The organism is Paenibacillus sp. OK076 (assembly GCF_900110055.1).
In the GTDB taxonomy this organism is placed as follows: domain Bacteria; phylum Bacillota; class Bacilli; order Paenibacillales; family Paenibacillaceae; genus Paenibacillus.
Genome location: NZ_FOCH01000001.1, coordinates 2,041,364 through 2,058,532, shown reverse-complemented (window position 1 = coordinate 2,058,532; position 17,169 = coordinate 2,041,364). Strand labels below are relative to the sequence as shown.

Below are 17,169 nucleotides of genomic sequence, written 5' to 3'. Positions count from 1 at the left end.
GGCATCATACCGATTTTTTTGCACGCAAAAAACCTAAGCCTAGAGTAAGGTTTGGACACATGGGTCCTGCCTTCTCATGACTTAGGTTTTGCCTGCATAACCAGTAACAATCCCAGTTAAATCGTATTCAATTCCTGTTAATCTCATATTATTATGATTTAACCAAATTTGTCAACATTTTAATTGTTATCGATTAACGACCCGTTCAATGTGGACGGTCAGATACAATTTCTCTTCGTTGGTAAGCTGATGGTTGTATTCCTTGTTGACGAACATTTCGATTTTCTCCGTACATGCCGCCGCTTCCGGGTGCTTCTCTTTGATCATGTCGTAAAAGTGGTCATAATTATTGTCATAATGCGTGCCGCTTAATACCCTCTGGGAGAAGAACTTCAGATGCGTAATGAAGCGAAAATAGCTGAGAGACTCCTCATCGAATTCCATCTTGAAGTGATATTTCGCTATATTAATAATCTGCTGAATAAACTTCGTGATGTTCATCGTTGTAATGACTTCTTCATTCATCTCCGCATTGACAATGTGCAGGGCAATATACGCAGCTTCATCCGGTGGAAGCTCGATATGAAGTCTGGACTTGATCTGCTCCAGCGTTTTCAGACCCAGTCCGAACTCCGCCTTGTACAGCTGTTTGATTTCCCACATCAGTGCATTCTTGATTTCTACTCCTTCACGATATCGTTCAATCGCAAAGTTAATATGATCTGTTAGGGAAACGTAAATATTTTCATTCAGGTTACGGCCCAGATTTTCTTTGGCGTAGGTAATAATTTCTTCCACAATTTCGATCAGTTCCATAGGCACTTCGCGCAGCAGCATTTTGAAATTGTCGGATGTCTGCTTGTTTTTAAGCGCAAATACTTTCTGGATGCGGGTCTCGTCTACTTTATCCCCCGGCTTTTTCTTAAAGGCAATCCCACGCCCCATCACTACAAGCTCTGCTCCATCCGCTTGATAGATGCTAATGACGTTATTGTTGATAACCTTTGCTATTTTCACTTCAATCCCCCCGTCACGATCCACTCTCTTGGCAGTCATATATCGCCTTTTGGGCATACAAAAAAAACCTGAAGCATCACAAAATAAACAAGACATGTCGGTCTGCTTTTTTTGGTGCTTAGGTTTTGCCTACTTCAAGTAGTAACAATCCCAAAACGATATAATTGCGTCAAGTATAGCGCGAAGAGACACATATGTCAACGCTTTCAACGAGGGAACAATCGGAAGTTCCATGAAGCGTGGTCCTTCCGATATGATATGGAGAATATCCCTCCTCTTCCCCTGCTTATTCCGATTCTAAATTGCTGCCATCGGATTGAATTACATTTTTGTACCAATAGAAGCTCTTTTTCTTGATCCGCTTCAAATCACCCTTACCTTCATTGTCACGGTCCACATAGATGTACCCATAGCGTTTTCTCATCTCGCCTGAAGAAGCGCTGACAATATCGATAGGGCCCCAGCTTGTATAACCGATGATCTCTACACCGTCCTGCAGAGCTTCACCCATCTCGACAACATGGCGTTTCAGATAATCAATCCGGTATTCATCATCAACCTCACCATCAGGGGTAACCACGTCATTGGCTCCAAATCCATTCTCTACAACAAACAGCGGTTTTTGATACCGGTCATGCAGCTGATTGGCTGTAATACGGAAGCCTTTGGGATCAATCGTCCAGCCCCACTCCGATTTGGCCAAATAGGGATTGGCTACAGAACCAAATACATTGCCGCTCGTCATGTTTTTGACGACTTCCGGGTCTGTGGAGGTTGTACGACTTGAATAATAACTAAACCCGATATAATCAACCGTATGGTTTTTCAGAATTTCCGCATCACCTGGCTGCATGGCAATATTCAATCCATGATCCTTGAAGAAACGTTTGGCATAGCCTGGGTACTCTCCACGCGACTGAACATCAATGAAGAAGTAAGACTCCCTGTCTTTCTCCATGCCCTGGAACACATCTTCCGGATTACAGGTATAAGGATAAAAGCTTCCTGCCGCAAGCATACAGCCGATCATTGCGTCCGGGATGATCTCGTGACAGGCTTTAACCGCCAGTGCACTTGCCACCAGTTGATGGTGTGCTGCCTGATACTGAATCTCTTTGACATGATCACCATCCTTGAAGACCAGACCCGCACCAAGGAATGGCAGATGCAGCAGCATGTTAATTTCGTTGAACGTCATCCAGTATTTCACCTTGTCCTTATAACGGCTGAATACAGTTTTCGCGTAGGTTTCGAACAGAGTCACCAGCTCACGGCTTCTCCAGCTGCCATATTTCTCAATCAGATTAACCGGTACATCGAAGTGAGCAAGTGTTACTACAGGCTCGATGCCATGCTTCAACAGTTCATCGAATAATCGATCATAAAATTGCAAACCCGCTTCATTCGGCTGTGCATCTTCTCCGGTGGGGAAAATCCGTGCCCAGGCAATCGATACACGCAGCGCTTTGAATCCCATCTCCGCAAATAGCGCGATGTCTTCGGGATAACGATGATAGAAATCAATCGCTTCATGCGAAGGATAAAACTCGGTTTCCAGCGGGGTTAATGCAGGGACATTACCCTTCATGATGCTTCTGCGATTCTCTCCTGTCGGCAGCAGGTCAACAATGCTCAGCCCTTTGCCATCTTCCAGATAAGCACCCTCTGCCTGATTGGCAGCAATGGCTCCACCCCACAAAAAGTCTTTGGGAAACTTAAAATTAGTCATTCGTATTCTCCTTCCAAATATGTAATTCTGTTATCCGCTCCAATCGCATGAAACATGAATAAGACAAAATATTTAAGTTGAACTACACATTTACTTCATAAACGGAGAGGACAGATAAAATCTGGAGAAGCAACGCTAAAAGCGTTCTGAAAGAAAGCTGCTTCGGAAGCATACGCTTCGCCTTTATCCCTGGGTTTCCCTTTAAAAAGGGAATCCAGAAATCTGGGGATAACAGCGATCGGAGAATTGTTCTGGCAGCGCAGTGTCCAATGTAAAATCGTTCTTTCAACTTAAATACAAAAAACCCGAACCAGCCCGAATACACGTTGCAGTGTATACAAGCCAGCTCAGGTTATGCCCATATCGGTAACATTCCCAGATCACAATTATGCGGATTGGTTAAAACTTTAACAAGAATTAGGGGACCTGTCAACATCGTGCAGCCTGATTCTGCTGTCTAATTCAATCACGATAACTGATAAAAGGTAGCACAGGTGCCGCCGAATATCATCTGCTTCTCTACCTCAGACATGCAAGAAGTATGCTTTGTGATAATCTCAAGCACTTGAGCATATGTACCAGCCACCGTACATACAGGCCAATCCGAGCCAAACATCACCCGATCTGGACCAAAGGCTTCTAAGGCGATATTCAGATAAGGGGCAAAGTCCTCCTGTTTCCAGTTTGTCCAATCGGCTTCCGTTATCATTCCAGATAATTTGCAGTATACATTCGGTTGTTCTGACAAAGAGTATAGCGCTTCCTTCCAAGGGGAAACCGTTCCTGCCTTAATATCGGGCTTCGCCAAATGGTCAAGTACAAATCGCTGTTCAGGAAACATCTTAACCAGCTCTACAGCATAAGGGAGCTGCTCCTTGGACACGAGCAGATCGTAGGCCAGATTATATTGCTGTAGCAAAGCAATTCCGCGCTGAAAATCGTCACGCAATACAAACTGGACATCCGGTTCATCCTGTATTACATGACGCACCCCCTTCAGCCAAGGGCTTGATGCATACTTCTCAAGTTGATGCTCAGCTTCTACAGAACACAGATCCACCCACCCCACAACACCCCTGATGAACTCATGCCGTTCTGCCAAGTCCAGAAGCCATTCGGTTTCCTCCAACGATTGTCTAGCCTGTACCGCCATACAACCGGATACCCCTGCACGGGTTAACAGAGGCTCCAAATCTTCTGGAAGAAACGATCGTCGAATGACGCTCATCTGTTCCTCGATCCAACCATATTCACGAATATTATAATTCCAGAAATGTTGATGCGCATCCAGTCTCATTTAATATCCCCTCCTGAGATTTATTTAACTTCAACCACGGATGTAATGCAACGCTATTTATTTGAATGAATTTAGAATAAAATAATCCATTAATCACTAATTATGACATGGATTTTGTGCTAATTACGGGGGTGTTTACTTTCGATGAATCGTGCTATATTTGCATTTCAGAAAACGTTTTCAATACTTAATTTGGTGGTGATTCCATTTAAATCTATCCAGAATCCTGTTCTATGCCGAGCTTAAATCTTCATTTTTTTTGTAAGCGCTCTATATTAGTTCAACAATAATCATTACAAAGGAGAATATGTTAATGAACAAAAAACGCAGATCGTTCCTCTCGCTCACTATCGTAACGGCAATGATTCTATCCCTGTTGTCATCCGCCATCGCTTCTGCTGCTACAGATGAATCTATTCAGGCAAGTGCGGCCGCTGCTCCAACGAATATTCAGTCCTATGTTAATGCGATGGAACCGGGCTGGAATCTGGGAAACTCGCTGGACGCCGTTGGTACAGATGAGACGGCCTGGGGTAACCCGCTGATCACTCAGCAGCTGATTCAAAATATTGCTAATCAAGGCTACAAGAGCATTCGTATTCCAGTGACCTGGCAAGCTCATATAGGAGGAGCACCCAACTATACAATTGATACCGCTTACATGAATCGTGTACAACAGGTTGTAAACTGGGCGCTTGATGCCAATCTGTATGTCATGATCAATATCCATCACGATTCATGGCAGTGGATCAGCTATATGGAGAATGACCATGCCAATGTTCTTGCTCGTTACAACTCAGCCTGGACTCAAATTGCAAACAAATTCAAAAACTCATCCACGAAGCTGATGTTCGAAAGTGTAAATGAACCACGCATCACGGAAGGTGGTACAACGAATACCGCTACTGCTTACGCTTTGCTGGATGAGTTAAATGTATCTTTTCATAACATCGTGAGAGCATCGGGGGGAAATAACGCAACACGTCCATTGGTCCTGCCAACGATGCATACCTCTTCCGCTCAACCAGATCTGGATGCATTATCCCAGACGATTGCGAAATTAAATGACCCTAACATTATCGCTACCGTTCACTACTATGGTTTCTGGCCATTCAGCGTGAATATCGCAGGGTACACCAAATATAATGCTGAAGTGCAGCAGGATATTATCGATACATTTGACCGAGTGTACAATGCATTCACAGCCAAAGGTATTCCGGTAATCGTCGGTGAGTATGGCTTGCTCGGCTTTGATCAGCACACAGGTGTCATTGAGCAAGGTGAGAAGTTAAAATTCTTTGAATTTATCGGCCAGTACCTGCGTCAGAAACAGATGACCACCATGTTATGGGATAATGGACAGCATTTTGGCCGTACCAGCTTCACCTGGTCTGATCCGGATCTGTATAACACGATGAAAGCAAGCTGGACTGGTCGTTCCTCCACAGCTGAATCCGATCTGGTTTATCTGAAAAAAGGGGCTGCAATTCAGGATAAAACAGTAAAATTGAATCTCAATGGCAATACATTTAGCTCTCTTGCTAATGGCAGCACAACTCTTGTTCAAGGTACAGATTATACGATCAGTGGTGATGTGCTCACATTGAAATCAAGCCTGTTAAGCAGACTGACCACGTCCGGCAATCTTGGGGTTAATGCCAAGCTGACCGTCAAATTCAACAAAGGCGCAAACTGGAACCTGAATATCATCAAGTATGATACGCCTAAACTGAGCAATGTAACGGGCACAACGAGCTCGTTTGCGATTCCGACAACCTTTAATGGCAATCAGCTGGCCACCATGGAAGCCACTTATACAAGTGGCGGAAACGCAGGTCCGCAAAACTGGACTTCGTTCAAAGAATTTTCCTACACTTTCAGTCCGAATTATAGCAGCAACGTGATTGAATTGAAACAAAACTTCTTCAATGAAACGAATAATGGCGAAGTTATTCTCAAGTTCCACTTCTGGAGCGGAGACGTCATTACGTACAAAATAACGAAGAATGGTTCCAGTGTAGTCGGAATCTCTTCCTAATAGGGTTTCACAATTCAATGTATAGCACATAGGAATCAGCACATAAAAATTCACGAAACGTTGTGTCCAGGGCAACAGGCTCCGGACACAACGTTTTTCATTGATACTCGGTTCATCGGACTGGCGACAGGAACCCATGATCAGGTGATTCACAATAAAAATGAGACATCTCCACTCCGGCTGTGAATGACATATGTCGCTCCCAGACCTTTATAAACCAGCCCAACAGGAGCTCTGTTGCTGGAAACAACGTAGAGTTGTTGCGGACACAAGCTGCGACACAGCTCAATGTCCTGACAGCACTGCGGCAAGTTATTTTCAAATACAAAGGCGTGTTTCACTACAAATTCTGGCGAAAGCTGATTACGGAATGCCATTTCCTGAATGTAACGCACGGTGACTGCACCAAGCGACTGAAATTGTTCCCCCTCCTCTTCGCTGTGTACAAGCACGACAACCGCAAATCCCCTTTTCAATAATACATCGACAAAATTCTTTCCCGCCTCACCGTGTCCTGTTGATACCACCATCATTGCTTCATCCATTGCCGCCAACCTCGCCTTCACATCAGATCCTGCAAATGCCATCTGGAGTACGTTATGTGCGAATCATAGTCCTCTGTCTGCATCTCTGCAATTGAACTGCATGCGATTTCTGCACCGTTCTGATCGATTCCAGACAATCCAGGTGAGCAATTCTTGCCTAATCTCCTCTTTTCGCAGTCATGCGGCATGTTGCTTGGTCTGTCATGAGCGGAAGAAAAAATCGAGATAATGGAGTCCAAAACGCAGATATATCTCTTGTTAATCGCTTACATGTGTGGATTTCAAATCAAACATCGGAAAATCAGGCTTATATCCATTCCGGTTGATTTTACTTAAACTTTGTTCAGTCGTAACATAATCCGCAGGATAACAAAAAAAATAGAAACAATAAGATGATTTTGCCTATGGAGGTTGGAGCGTGTGATTGCAAGTTGTGATGTGAAAATTCGACCGGAGATTCGTGTTGATGCCCGGATTAGTTCCATGGAGATTATTCGGTACGATATGCAAAAATTACCTTTCATAGCGCGGGAACATGCATCAAGCTACTGCGGATTGTTCAAAATCTCATGCGGGAATGTTCATGGTTTTGCCGAATTTGAATTGCCTGCAGGTTCCCATCCCTCTGATCTGGTAAAATGGGCTTCGGTGTTCAGAGCTTTAAAAGGTATGGAGCTGTCACAGGTCAAGCAATATATCCAGCAGTATCAAGAGCTATGGGGAAATGAACGCATGCTGTTCCTGCACGAAGCCGTCAGCAATTTGCTTTTCAACCTGGAGCACGCCAGCACATCTGATGTGATGTTAAGCCGGGACGACATTCGTGCCTTTCTGATGCAATACGCACTGACGTATTATTCTTTTTGACACCTTCCATTAAGTAAGAAAAGATACATAAAAGTGCAAAGAAACCCTGGTGATATACACCGGGTTTCTTTGCATTTTCCAACCTGTCTTTTTCAAAGGTTTTACGCTTATTGCGGTTCAGTAAATTTCACAACGATTAGTGCTTCTCCATTAGCTTGAACAGGGCCTGTCATCGCTGGCATCACCTGCTCGATTCTATCATTCCCATTCGGGATGAGCACAGGTGTAATCAATGGCAACCCTGCGGCCTGGATCGCTTCCATGTCAAATTCAATCAACAGTTGTCCTGCAGTTACGGTATCTCCGCTATTCACATATGCGGTAAAGCCTTCCCCCTTCAGTCCAACGGTATTAATTCCAATATGCACAAGCATCTGAACACCTGTTTCATGTTCCAGGATTACGGCATGTTTGCTCTTGTTCATCACATGAGCGATGACGCCGTCAAAAGGTGCAAATACTTTGCCCTCAGAAGGCTCAATAGCGATCCCTTCTCCCATATGCTTTTCCGAAAATGCAGGATCAGGAACCTGCTCCAAAGCAACCGCTGTGCCTGTGATGGGTGATGCAATCTCCAGCATAGCTACCCTCGCACGATAGTTAACAGCCTGGCTGGCAGATGAGTTTGACTTTTGCGACAGCACTTCCGTCTTGCTCTCTTCTCCTGCATTGCTCGGAACTTCCTCCGCAACCGGCTGATCCTTATATCCGAAGAACCAGGTAAGTGCAAATGCAATTCCCATGGCTACCACGTTGGACAAAATGTACAAAGGCAATTGGCTGTTCAGATACAGCAGGGTGCCCGGAATAACCGTCACCGCCATACCTGTACCTTGCAAATGGAACAAGGACGCGATGAATCCACCGACAGCGCCTCCGACAAGACCCATGATAAACGGTTTCATATACCGCAAGTTAACCCCGAAGATCGCAGGTTCAGTAATCCCTAGAAATGCAGAGAATGACGAAGGCAGTGCGAGTGCTTTCAGCTTTGTATTTTTGGTCTTCAACCCCACTGCCAGACAAGCTGCTCCTTGCGCAGCCATAGCACATGTAATAATCGCGTTAAACGGATTAAAGCCCGTTTTCTCCAGTAATTGAATCTCCAGAAAGTTAAAGATGTGATGTACACCGGTAACAACAATAATTTGATGGAAGAAACCAATAATAATGCCCGCAATACCGAATGGCAGTCCCAATACGGCTGTCGTCCCATGCAGCACCCACTCCTCAAGAGAATGGAATACCGGACCAATTGCGAAGAGCCCCAATGTAATCATGACCGTCAGCGTAATAAAAGGAGTCAGAATTAAGTCTAGAGCCTCGGGTACGCGTCTTCTCAGAACCTTCTCAAACTTCGCTCCGATCAATCCGACGAAGAATGCAGGCAGCACCGAACCCTGATACCCGACCACCGGTATGAATCCGAACATATGCAGCGGTTGTGCTGATCCATCGGCCACAGCGTATGCATTCGGCAGCGCCGGATTCACAAGCATTAGTCCCAAAACGATACCGAGAACTGGACTACCGCCAAACACGCGGAACGCAGACCAGGCTACGAGTGCAGGCAGGAATGCAAATGCCGTGTCCGTCAGGATTTGAGTAAATAACAGGAAATTGGGCGAAATGTCCTCCGGTGTTGCACCGAACAGCGATAGAATTTCATTTTGAGTGAGCAGCCCGCGCAGACCCATGAATAGCCCCGTTGCTACAAGCACAGGGATGATCGGTACAAATACGTCACCGAACGTGCGAATGGCCCGTTGAAAAGCATTACCTTCCTTTTTGCCCTGACTCTTCACGTCTTCCTTGGAAGATCCTTCGATGCCCAGCTTCTCAACCTCTTCAAATATCCGGTTCACTGTTCCTGTTCCAAAAATGATCTGATACTGGCCCGAGTTGAAAAAGGCCCCTTTGACTTTGTCGATGTTCTCGACCTGCTTCTGATCGATCTTGTCCTTGTCATTCACCATGATCCGAAGACGTGTTGCACAGTGTGCAAATGATGCGATATTTTCTTTGCCCCCGATGGCACGAATAACGTCCTGGGCAATCTGCTGATTATCCGACATGGTCCTTCATTCCTCTCACGTTATATCTAATAATCCCATTTGGATGCCTGAAATCCTGCCTTGCCTCCATGTGCAAAGAAGCGAATCTCTGTGCTATCCTTGCTTGGAAAGATACGGCTAGTGAATACCTCTTCTCCATCATTGACAAAGATCTCAACAGAAGAAGAATCCACAAATATATGGAACTTAAGCACGTCTGCATTCAATGTGCAGCGCCGTACATTCCCGTTCTGTTCCGCAAGCGTTGCGCCTGATTGCGAGCGATCCAGAATTACTTTCTGATTCAACCGATCATACTGCACCACGGTCTTCTCTTCTGCACTCGCCCGTAATTCAATGCCTACAACCTCTGCCTCAACACCAAGGATTTCACATTCCAATTCATAAGCCATTCCAGCAAAGTCTGCGAAAGATCGAGTCTCATGATCAAGTGTGAATTCCATATGAGTTCCTTCAGAATTCCCACGCAGCTTCACCATTTCAGAAACTGGCTGCTGAATTAACTTCCCCTCCCGGAGTGACAACTGCCGCGGAATCGTCAAGCAATGTGCCCATCCACTCTTATCTGTCGGATACTCCAAATCGGGAAGTCCCATCCAGCCCACCAAAATTCGTCTTCCATCCGGCGCCTGCATCGTCTGCGGGGCATAAAAGTCAAACCCACGATCCAACTCCTGAAATGGACCATGTTCGAAGTGCCTTGTCTGAAGATCCAGTGGTTCACCAATCAGATAACCCGACTGAAAAATGTTGTGATACTCATCTCCCTGACTCTCTATACCTTGCGGCGAAAAGATCAGCACACCCTGACCCTGCATCTCCAGATAATCGGGGCACTCCCACATGTAGCCAAAGTTAGGTAGTCCAGTGTGAATCTCTCCAAGAAATGTCCAGTTTCTGAGATCTGACGAGCGATATAATACCGTGCATCCCGTTTCATCTACACGCTGGGCTCCAATCACGCAATAATACATGTCACCCTGCTGCCAAACCTTGGGGTCTCTGAAATGTTCCGTGTAGCCAGAAGGTACTTCTGAGATCATAGGTTGATGCACTTTGGTTATTGAACCGCTTTCATCCATAATCGCCAGACACTGATACGGATGCCTGTTCCAGTTCTCATCTCTTGTATTGCCTGTGTATAGCAGATTGAGCTGGCCATCTTTTTCAATAGCACTGCCCGAATATGCCCCGTGTGAGTCATATGTGTCGCCCGGCTGGATTCCAATTCCGACTTCTTCCCAGTGCACCAGATCCGTTGAACGGGTATGGTACCAATACTTCAATCCATGCTCGGTTCCGAGTGGGAACCACTGATAGAACAGATGATAATATCCCTGGTAATAGGAGAATCCATTAGGATCGTTAAGCAGTCCGGTTATCGGCTGGATATGGTAATGCTGTCTCCATGGACAAACAGAAATCAAAGCTTCCAGCTTGCCTATTTCTCCAGGCTCTGCCTGCTCGATTCGTCTGTAGCGTTGCTCTCTAGTCATTTTCATAAAAAGTGTTCTCCATCCTAGCGAAAAGTAAATCAAATCCAAAAAATTAGAGGAACCGGTTCCAACACACTCAAAAAAATAATTCCATATGGCTTTTCGCCTGCCACCTTGTTCCCATATCCGTATTGGCATCCAGTGTGGAACCGGTTCGATGGAATTATCATAAAGGATTCATTTATATCTTGTCAACGCTTTCTCGTGGAATAATCTCCACATCAAGAATCGTGCACTGCTCCACTGGCTCGCCTTGTACCAGACGAATAATGTGTTGGGCCGCCACTTGACCTGCCTCGAAATAATGATATTTTACGGTCGTTAGTGTAGGATGAATCATCTCGGTAATTTCATAACCGCCAAATCCGGTAACCGATAAATCCTGAGGAATTTGTATCTTATTGGAAAAAGCAATCTTCATCACACCCAGTGCGATGTTATCTGTTGCGCCCACAATAATGGTCGGTTTGCTTTCTTTCAAAATCGCTTCTGCGGTAATGATAGCCTCGGACATTTTGAAGCTTGTCTCATAATACGTCACATCACATCCGCCACATTCGTCAATCGCACGCTTGAACCCCTGTTTGCGATGGATACCCACCGCCTGATCTCTCTCGGTAACGCCAATATAGACGATTTTTCGATGGCCCTTTTCCACAACATGCTTACCCATCTCATACCCCGCCTGATCATCATTATGAACCAGACTGTGCAGATGTTCATGCTGCTGCCCTACCAATAGCACCGGAATTCCGATGTCTTCAACGGCTTTGAGATGTGCGTCCGTTACTTCTGCGGCAAGCAGAATAATGCCGGATACCTTCTGTCTGGCAAAGTCATATATGGCATCAATCTCGCGCTGCATATCCTGGCTCGTATTCGCGATCAGCATCTGATACTGATTATTTCTTAATTCTTCATCGATACCTATCAATGTCTGAGAGGTTGCAAAGGAATCCAGACGAGGCACAACCGTTCCAATAATGCTGGTTCTTTTGGCCTTGAGACTCTGTGCAAACGTATTGGGTACGTAATTGTATTGTTTAATAATGCGCTCAATTTTCTGCCGTGTATCGTCACTAACAGAACCACCATTCAGGAAACGAGAGACGGTGCTCTTCGCCACGCCTGCCATTTGGGCGATATCCGAAATCGTTTTATTCATAACTTCTCCTCTTATTCTCATTCACTTGAATTCACTTATATTACCTTATATTATACTTCGAATGGCAAACCCTTGCGAATACTATTCCCATGGAGATATTAGTAAATCTCACAGAAGACTGGAAGTGGATGCTTAATGCGCCACGGTAAAGCGTTATTGATGCATGGCATTAATTCAGCTTCTTGCAGATAAGTAACATGAGATGCTAGTATAACTTCAATTCATAACGTGCATCATGAACTACAGAACAGAATATCAATATTCATACAGGCTATGACGGAAAGAGTACGCGGAGTTATCGTTCATTACAGGGACGCGGTGCCGAAGACTGAGAGCACCCGAAAGGAACACGCCGCCGAAGTTCACTCCCGAGCCGATTGCTGAAGAGCTGCTCCTCATGGATATAGCTTCTAGGACAATCCGTTCCTTGCGTTAAAAGGTCAAAGTGAGAAACAGATCGGCTGTATTCAATCAGCAGAACCGTTTCTAATTAGGGTGGTACCACGGCTTCTTCGTCCCTTACGGATGAAGGGCCTTTTTGTGTTTTTTTATAAATCTAAATTGAAGGAGTGGATCAGCATGGATCAAAGCAAGAACTTGGAACAATTAAGAGGCCGATTGAGTGAGATTAATCATAACCTCCTGCACTTGTTGTCAGAACGGGCCCAAATTACACAGGAAATTGGTCAAATCAAGGAAAAACAGGGTGTACCCAAGTTTGATCCGGTTCGTGAAAAAGAAATGCTGGAGGAACTGACTGCCGCCAATCCGGGACCTTTCCAAGACGATGCCATCAAACTTCTGTTCAAACAGATTTTCCAAGCTTCCCTGAACCTTCAGGTCGACGAACATAAGAAACAGCTGCTCGTTAGCCGCAAAAATCAGCAGGAAGATACTGTCGTCTCCATCGGAAACGTCAAGGTTGGCGCTGGTAAACCGATTCTGATCGCCGGACCGTGCTCGGTTGAAAGTTATGAACAGGTACGCGAAGTTGCCGCAGCGCTGAAAGAAGCCGGCATTACTGTGATGCGCGGAGGTGCATTTAAACCTCGTACTTCTCCATATGACTTCCAGGGACTTGGAATCGAAGGATTGAAAATTCTGAAGGAAGTTGCCGATGAGTTCGGATTGAAGACCATTAGTGAAATAGTACATCCAAGTCATATTGAAGTGGCTGGCCAGTATATTGATGTTATCCAGATCGGTGCACGTAACATGCAAAACTTTGAACTGCTCAAGGCTGCCGGGGATGTTCAGATTCCTATTCTGCTCAAACGTGGTTTGGCGGCAACCATTGATGAATTCGTTCATGCTGCGGAGTACGTTGTCTCCCGGGGAAACAAACAGGTTATGCTGATTGAACGCGGCATTCGCACCTATGAAAAAGCAACACGAAACACACTAGACATCTCAGCTGTACCGATTCTGAAACAGGAAACTCATTTGCCTGTGCTTGTGGATGTCACCCACTCTACCGGGCGTAAAGATATCCTTGCCCCATGTGCCAAGGCAGCTCTTGCAGCAGGTGCGGATGGTGTTATGGTTGAAGTTCATCCCAATCCGGCTGTAGCCCTCTCGGATAGCGCACAGCAATTAAATATCGAGCAATTCCACCAGTTCCTCTCCTCTGTGAGACAATCCGGATTGCTGAAGGATCAATAGGTCATTAACAATAAATAACAATAAAAGCCTGACTGAAATGTACGGTTCATACGAAAAACGGTATGATCCTACATTTCTCAGGCTTTTGATCATCATAATCTTAATCTTATTTTTAATTCACATCTTATTCTTATCCTTAATCTCTTTACATCGGCCCTGCTCCATTATTCTCAAACCTCAATAATAATGGGCAGAATCATCGGTCTTCGTTTTGTCTGGGCGTAGATGTAATGACCGATCTCGTCTTTCAGCTTTCTTTTGATCACATTCCACTGATTCGCCCCGCTTCCGGTTAACTCATCCATCTTGTTCTGAACCAGCTCATGAAGCTCTTTCATGAATTCTTCGGAATCCTTCACAAACACAAAACCTCTGGAAATCATCTCAGGTGCTCTCACCATATGTTTCTCTGTTTTGCTCAACGTAGTCACAATCACCAGCATGCCATCGGATGACAGCTGCCGGCGATCACGCAGCACGATATTCCCGACATCGCCCATGATCAGACCGTCGACCAGACTGTTGCCTGAAGCAATTTGGGGGCCAGGAGAAGCCACGCCGTCTTTGTACTGAATCATATCCCCATTGTTCACGATGAATACGTGATCCCGTTCGATGCCTACGGACTCCGCCAGTTGTCTATGCTGATACAGCATGCGGAACTCACCGTGAACAGGAATCAGGTAATCAGGCTTCATCAGGGTCAGCATCAATTTGAGTTCTTCCTGACTACCGTGTCCTGATACATGCATACCTGCTGCTCCGCTTGAACCGTAAATGACGCGTGCTCCGAGCACATACAGATTATCAATGACATGCGCAAGATTTCGTTCGTTTCCAGGGATCGCCCCAGCAGCTATAATGACGGTATCTCCAGGTGCGACCTTCACATGAGGATGCTTGGAGGCCGCCAAACGGGATAATGCTGCCATCGTTTCACCCTGACTTCCCGTACAGAGCACAACGACCTCATCAGGTGGAAACTGGTCCGAATCAATAGCCTCTATGAGCAGCCCCTCAGGTACATCGAGGTAACCCAGTTCACTGGCTACAGCCACTACATTAATCATGCTTCTGCCCAGCAGAGCCAGCTTGCGTCCTGTTTCGAATGATGCATTTACAATCTGCTGCACTCTGCTTACATTGGATGCAAAGGTTGAAATAAACACTTTTTGTTTGGCACGAATAAACGCGTCCAATATGTGGTCACCTACGACACGCTCGGAAGGAGTGAACCCGGGTCTCTCTGCATTGGTGCTCTCGGACAACAGCACATGCACACCTTGTTTGCCAATCTCGGCCATACGATGCAGATCGGGATAAGGCCCATTTACAGGTGACATATCAAACTTGAAATCCCCGGTATGCACGACATTTCCCCCAGGTGTCTGAAAGAAAATACCCAGGCAATCCGGTATGCTGTGACTCGTCGCAAAAAAAGAAACCTGAATTTCACCCAGCGTAATGCTGGATTTGGAATCAATCGTATGCAGATCGGCTTTGCGCAACAGCCCATGCTCTTTGAGTTTCAGTTCAATTAATCCACGTGTCAGTCTGGATGCATACACCGGGATATTGATCTGTTTTAACAAATAGGGAATACCGCCAATGTGGTCTTCATGTCCATGAGTAACCACAAGCGCCCTCACCTTGTCCTGATTTTCCAGCAGATACGTCACATCCGGAATGATGAGATCAATGCCCGGCAGCGTTTCATCCGGGAATTTGGAGCCACAATCGATGACAATGATGTCCTGATTATACTGGATAAGATACATGTTCTTGCCTATTTCATTCAAGCCGCCAAGTGCTGCGATATACAATTTGTTGTGGGCGAGATTCAAATCCGATTCATCCTCCTCTGCGTTGCAGTAATAGGCAAACGATACTTTGCATTTTTCTATGTATTTTTAGTATGGAAATTCTGACCGCGGTTATGCATTTTGCATTTTTTTCATGCAAAAAGGCCACAGCAGAGAGCTTCTCTACTGTGGCCTGCATCATCCTATACGAAAGATTTATCTCGTTGAAGCAAAACTTCCTGCTCATAAGTTTTGATCTTAGCAATCCACTGTTCACGTACAGGTACTTGCTGTTGTTCGCAATAATAATCCCAGATCGCGCCGAAAGGATAGGACTTAAACTCTTCTGTCAAAGCAAGACGAAGGGTGTAATCTCCTTCCAGTTCCGCTGATTTCAGCGCATCCACAGGTTCCAGCATCGCACGCAGCAATGCTTTAATCGTGTTGCGTGTGCCAACTACCCACGCCGCAACCCGGTTGATGCTGCCATCAAAGAAGTCGAGTCCGATATGTGTCGTTGGAAGCAGATCATGACGTACCAGTTCGCGGGCTATTTCCAGCAGCTCATCATCCATAATGACAACATGGTCACTGTCCCAACGCATTGGACGGCTGACATGCAGCAGAATGCCGTTGGTGAACAGGGCCAGTGAAGACAGTTTGTTGGATATGACTTCCGTTGGATGAAAATGTCCAGCATCGAGGCAGATTAACGTATCATTTTGCAGCCCATAGCCCATATAGAATTCATGAGAACCAACGACATACGCTTCGGAGCCGAGGCCAAACAGCTTACTCTCGACCGCATCCAGGTGATACTTGGGATCAAGCTTCTCAGCAAACACCTCATCTAGGGAATCCTTCAACCGCTTCCGCGGTGTCATCCGATCGACCGGATTATCCTTGAACCCGTCCGGTACCCACACATTGGTTACACAGGTCTGCCCCAGCTGCTCGCCAAAGTAAGCGCCAATGCGGCGGGATGCTTTGCAATGATCAATCCAGAACTTGCGAATCGCCGGATCGGAATGACTTAGCGTGAAGCCGTCACTTGATTTTTCATGCGAAAAGCACGTTGGATTAAAATCCAGGCCAAGCCCCTGTTCTTTGGCCCATTTTACCCAATTCTCATAATGCTTCGGCTCAATCCGGTCCAGCTCCACTTGTTCGTCCGTATCTGCGTAGATGGCATGCAAATTGACCTTATGTTTGCCCGGAATCATGGAGAAAGCTTGCTCCAGGTCTGCCCGAAGCTCTGCAGGTGTCGTTGCAGCCCCCGGATATTGACCTGTAACGGATATTCCGCCCGTAAGTTCCCCGTCTTTATTGAGAAATCCTTTCACATCGTCCCCTTGCCAACAGTGAACAGACACTTTGATCTCCGCGAGCTTCTTCAGCACTTCATCCGTATCAATTCCATGCTGAGCATATAATGATTTGGCTGCTTCATATGCTTGCTTGACCTGATTTTCCATG

The 17,169-nt window shown here is 45.7% G+C and carries 12 protein-coding genes; 3 read left to right on the top strand and 9 right to left on the bottom strand.

Going from position 1 to position 17,169, the window contains the following annotated elements; genetic code table 11:
• Positions 1 to 186: 186 nt before the first annotated feature.
• The 3 genes from licT to BMY78_RS09315 all read right to left on the bottom strand — a co-directional run bounded on the left by licT (position 187) and on the right by BMY78_RS09315 (position 4,043).
• Entirely contained in the window at positions 187 to 1,017 is an 831-nt protein-coding gene (gene licT / locus BMY78_RS09325; protein WP_090902232.1) for a BglG family transcription antiterminator LicT, read from the bottom strand.
• Between the two features lie 286 nt (positions 1,018 to 1,303).
• Positions 1,304 to 2,746 (bottom strand): 6-phospho-beta-glucosidase, encoded by a 1,443-nt coding sequence (locus BMY78_RS09320; protein ID WP_090897127.1) that lies wholly within the window; start codon positions 2,744 to 2,746, stop codon positions 1,304 to 1,306.
• 466 nt (positions 2,747 to 3,212) lie between these two features.
• Positions 3,213 to 4,043: an amidohydrolase family protein gene (locus BMY78_RS09315; protein WP_090897126.1), complete on the bottom strand. Its 831-nt coding sequence runs from the start codon at positions 4,041 to 4,043 to the stop codon at positions 3,213 to 3,215.
• A gap of 307 nt (positions 4,044 to 4,350) precedes the next feature.
• Here BMY78_RS09315 and BMY78_RS09310 point away from each other — a divergent pair, with 307 nt between their 5' ends.
• Entirely contained in the window at positions 4,351 to 6,081 is a 1,731-nt protein-coding gene (locus BMY78_RS09310) for a cellulase family glycosylhydrolase (protein ID WP_371129126.1), read from the top strand.
• A gap of 149 nt (positions 6,082 to 6,230) precedes the next feature.
• Here the strand turns inward: BMY78_RS09310 and BMY78_RS09305 are convergent, their stop codons facing one another.
• Positions 6,231 to 6,626 carry a Rossmann-fold NAD(P)-binding domain-containing protein gene (locus BMY78_RS09305; protein ID WP_143067014.1) on the bottom strand — a complete coding sequence of 132 codons (396 nt, stop codon included), beginning with the start codon at positions 6,624 to 6,626 and terminating at the stop codon, positions 6,231 to 6,233.
• Positions 6,627 to 7,046: 420 nt separating this feature from the next.
• Here BMY78_RS09305 and BMY78_RS09300 point away from each other — a divergent pair, with 420 nt between their 5' ends.
• Positions 7,047 to 7,493 (top strand): hypothetical protein, encoded by a 447-nt coding sequence (locus BMY78_RS09300; protein ID WP_090897115.1) that lies wholly within the window; start codon positions 7,047 to 7,049, stop codon positions 7,491 to 7,493.
• A gap of 107 nt (positions 7,494 to 7,600) precedes the next feature.
• On the opposite strand, the gene BMY78_RS09295 is transcribed toward BMY78_RS09300, so the two are convergent.
• From BMY78_RS09295 to BMY78_RS09285, 3 genes are all read right to left on the bottom strand, one after another.
• The gene (locus BMY78_RS09295; RefSeq protein ID WP_090897112.1) at positions 7,601 to 9,568 is read right to left on the bottom strand and encodes a sucrose-specific PTS transporter subunit IIBC; all 1,968 of its coding nucleotides are present in this window, start codon (positions 9,566 to 9,568) and stop codon (positions 7,601 to 7,603) included.
• A gap of 26 nt (positions 9,569 to 9,594) precedes the next feature.
• On the bottom strand, positions 9,595 to 11,070 hold the full coding sequence (locus BMY78_RS09290) for a glycoside hydrolase family 32 protein (protein ID WP_090897107.1): 1,476 nt from the start codon (positions 11,068 to 11,070) through the stop codon (positions 9,595 to 9,597).
• Positions 11,071 to 11,245: 175 nt separating this feature from the next.
• Positions 11,246 to 12,229, bottom strand: coding sequence for a LacI family DNA-binding transcriptional regulator (locus BMY78_RS09285; RefSeq protein WP_090897103.1), 984 nt, complete (start codon positions 12,227 to 12,229; stop codon positions 11,246 to 11,248).
• 579 nt (positions 12,230 to 12,808) lie between these two features.
• On the opposite strand from BMY78_RS09285, the gene BMY78_RS09280 reads away from it, so the two are divergent.
• Positions 12,809 to 13,891 carry a bifunctional 3-deoxy-7-phosphoheptulonate synthase/chorismate mutase gene (locus BMY78_RS09280; protein ID WP_090897101.1) on the top strand — a complete coding sequence of 361 codons (1,083 nt, stop codon included), beginning with the start codon at positions 12,809 to 12,811 and terminating at the stop codon, positions 13,889 to 13,891.
• Positions 13,892 to 14,061: 170 nt separating this feature from the next.
• Here the strand turns inward: BMY78_RS09280 and BMY78_RS09275 are convergent, their stop codons facing one another.
• Both BMY78_RS09275 and rhaA read right to left on the bottom strand, forming a co-directional pair.
• Positions 14,062 to 15,735: a ribonuclease J gene (locus BMY78_RS09275; protein ID WP_090897099.1), complete on the bottom strand. Its 1,674-nt coding sequence runs from the start codon at positions 15,733 to 15,735 to the stop codon at positions 14,062 to 14,064.
• A gap of 161 nt (positions 15,736 to 15,896) precedes the next feature.
• Complete coding sequence (gene rhaA / locus BMY78_RS09270) at positions 15,897 to 17,168, bottom strand: L-rhamnose isomerase (RefSeq protein WP_090897095.1); 1,272 nt, start codon at positions 17,166 to 17,168, stop codon at positions 15,897 to 15,899.
• Position 17,169 lies beyond the last annotated feature (1 nt).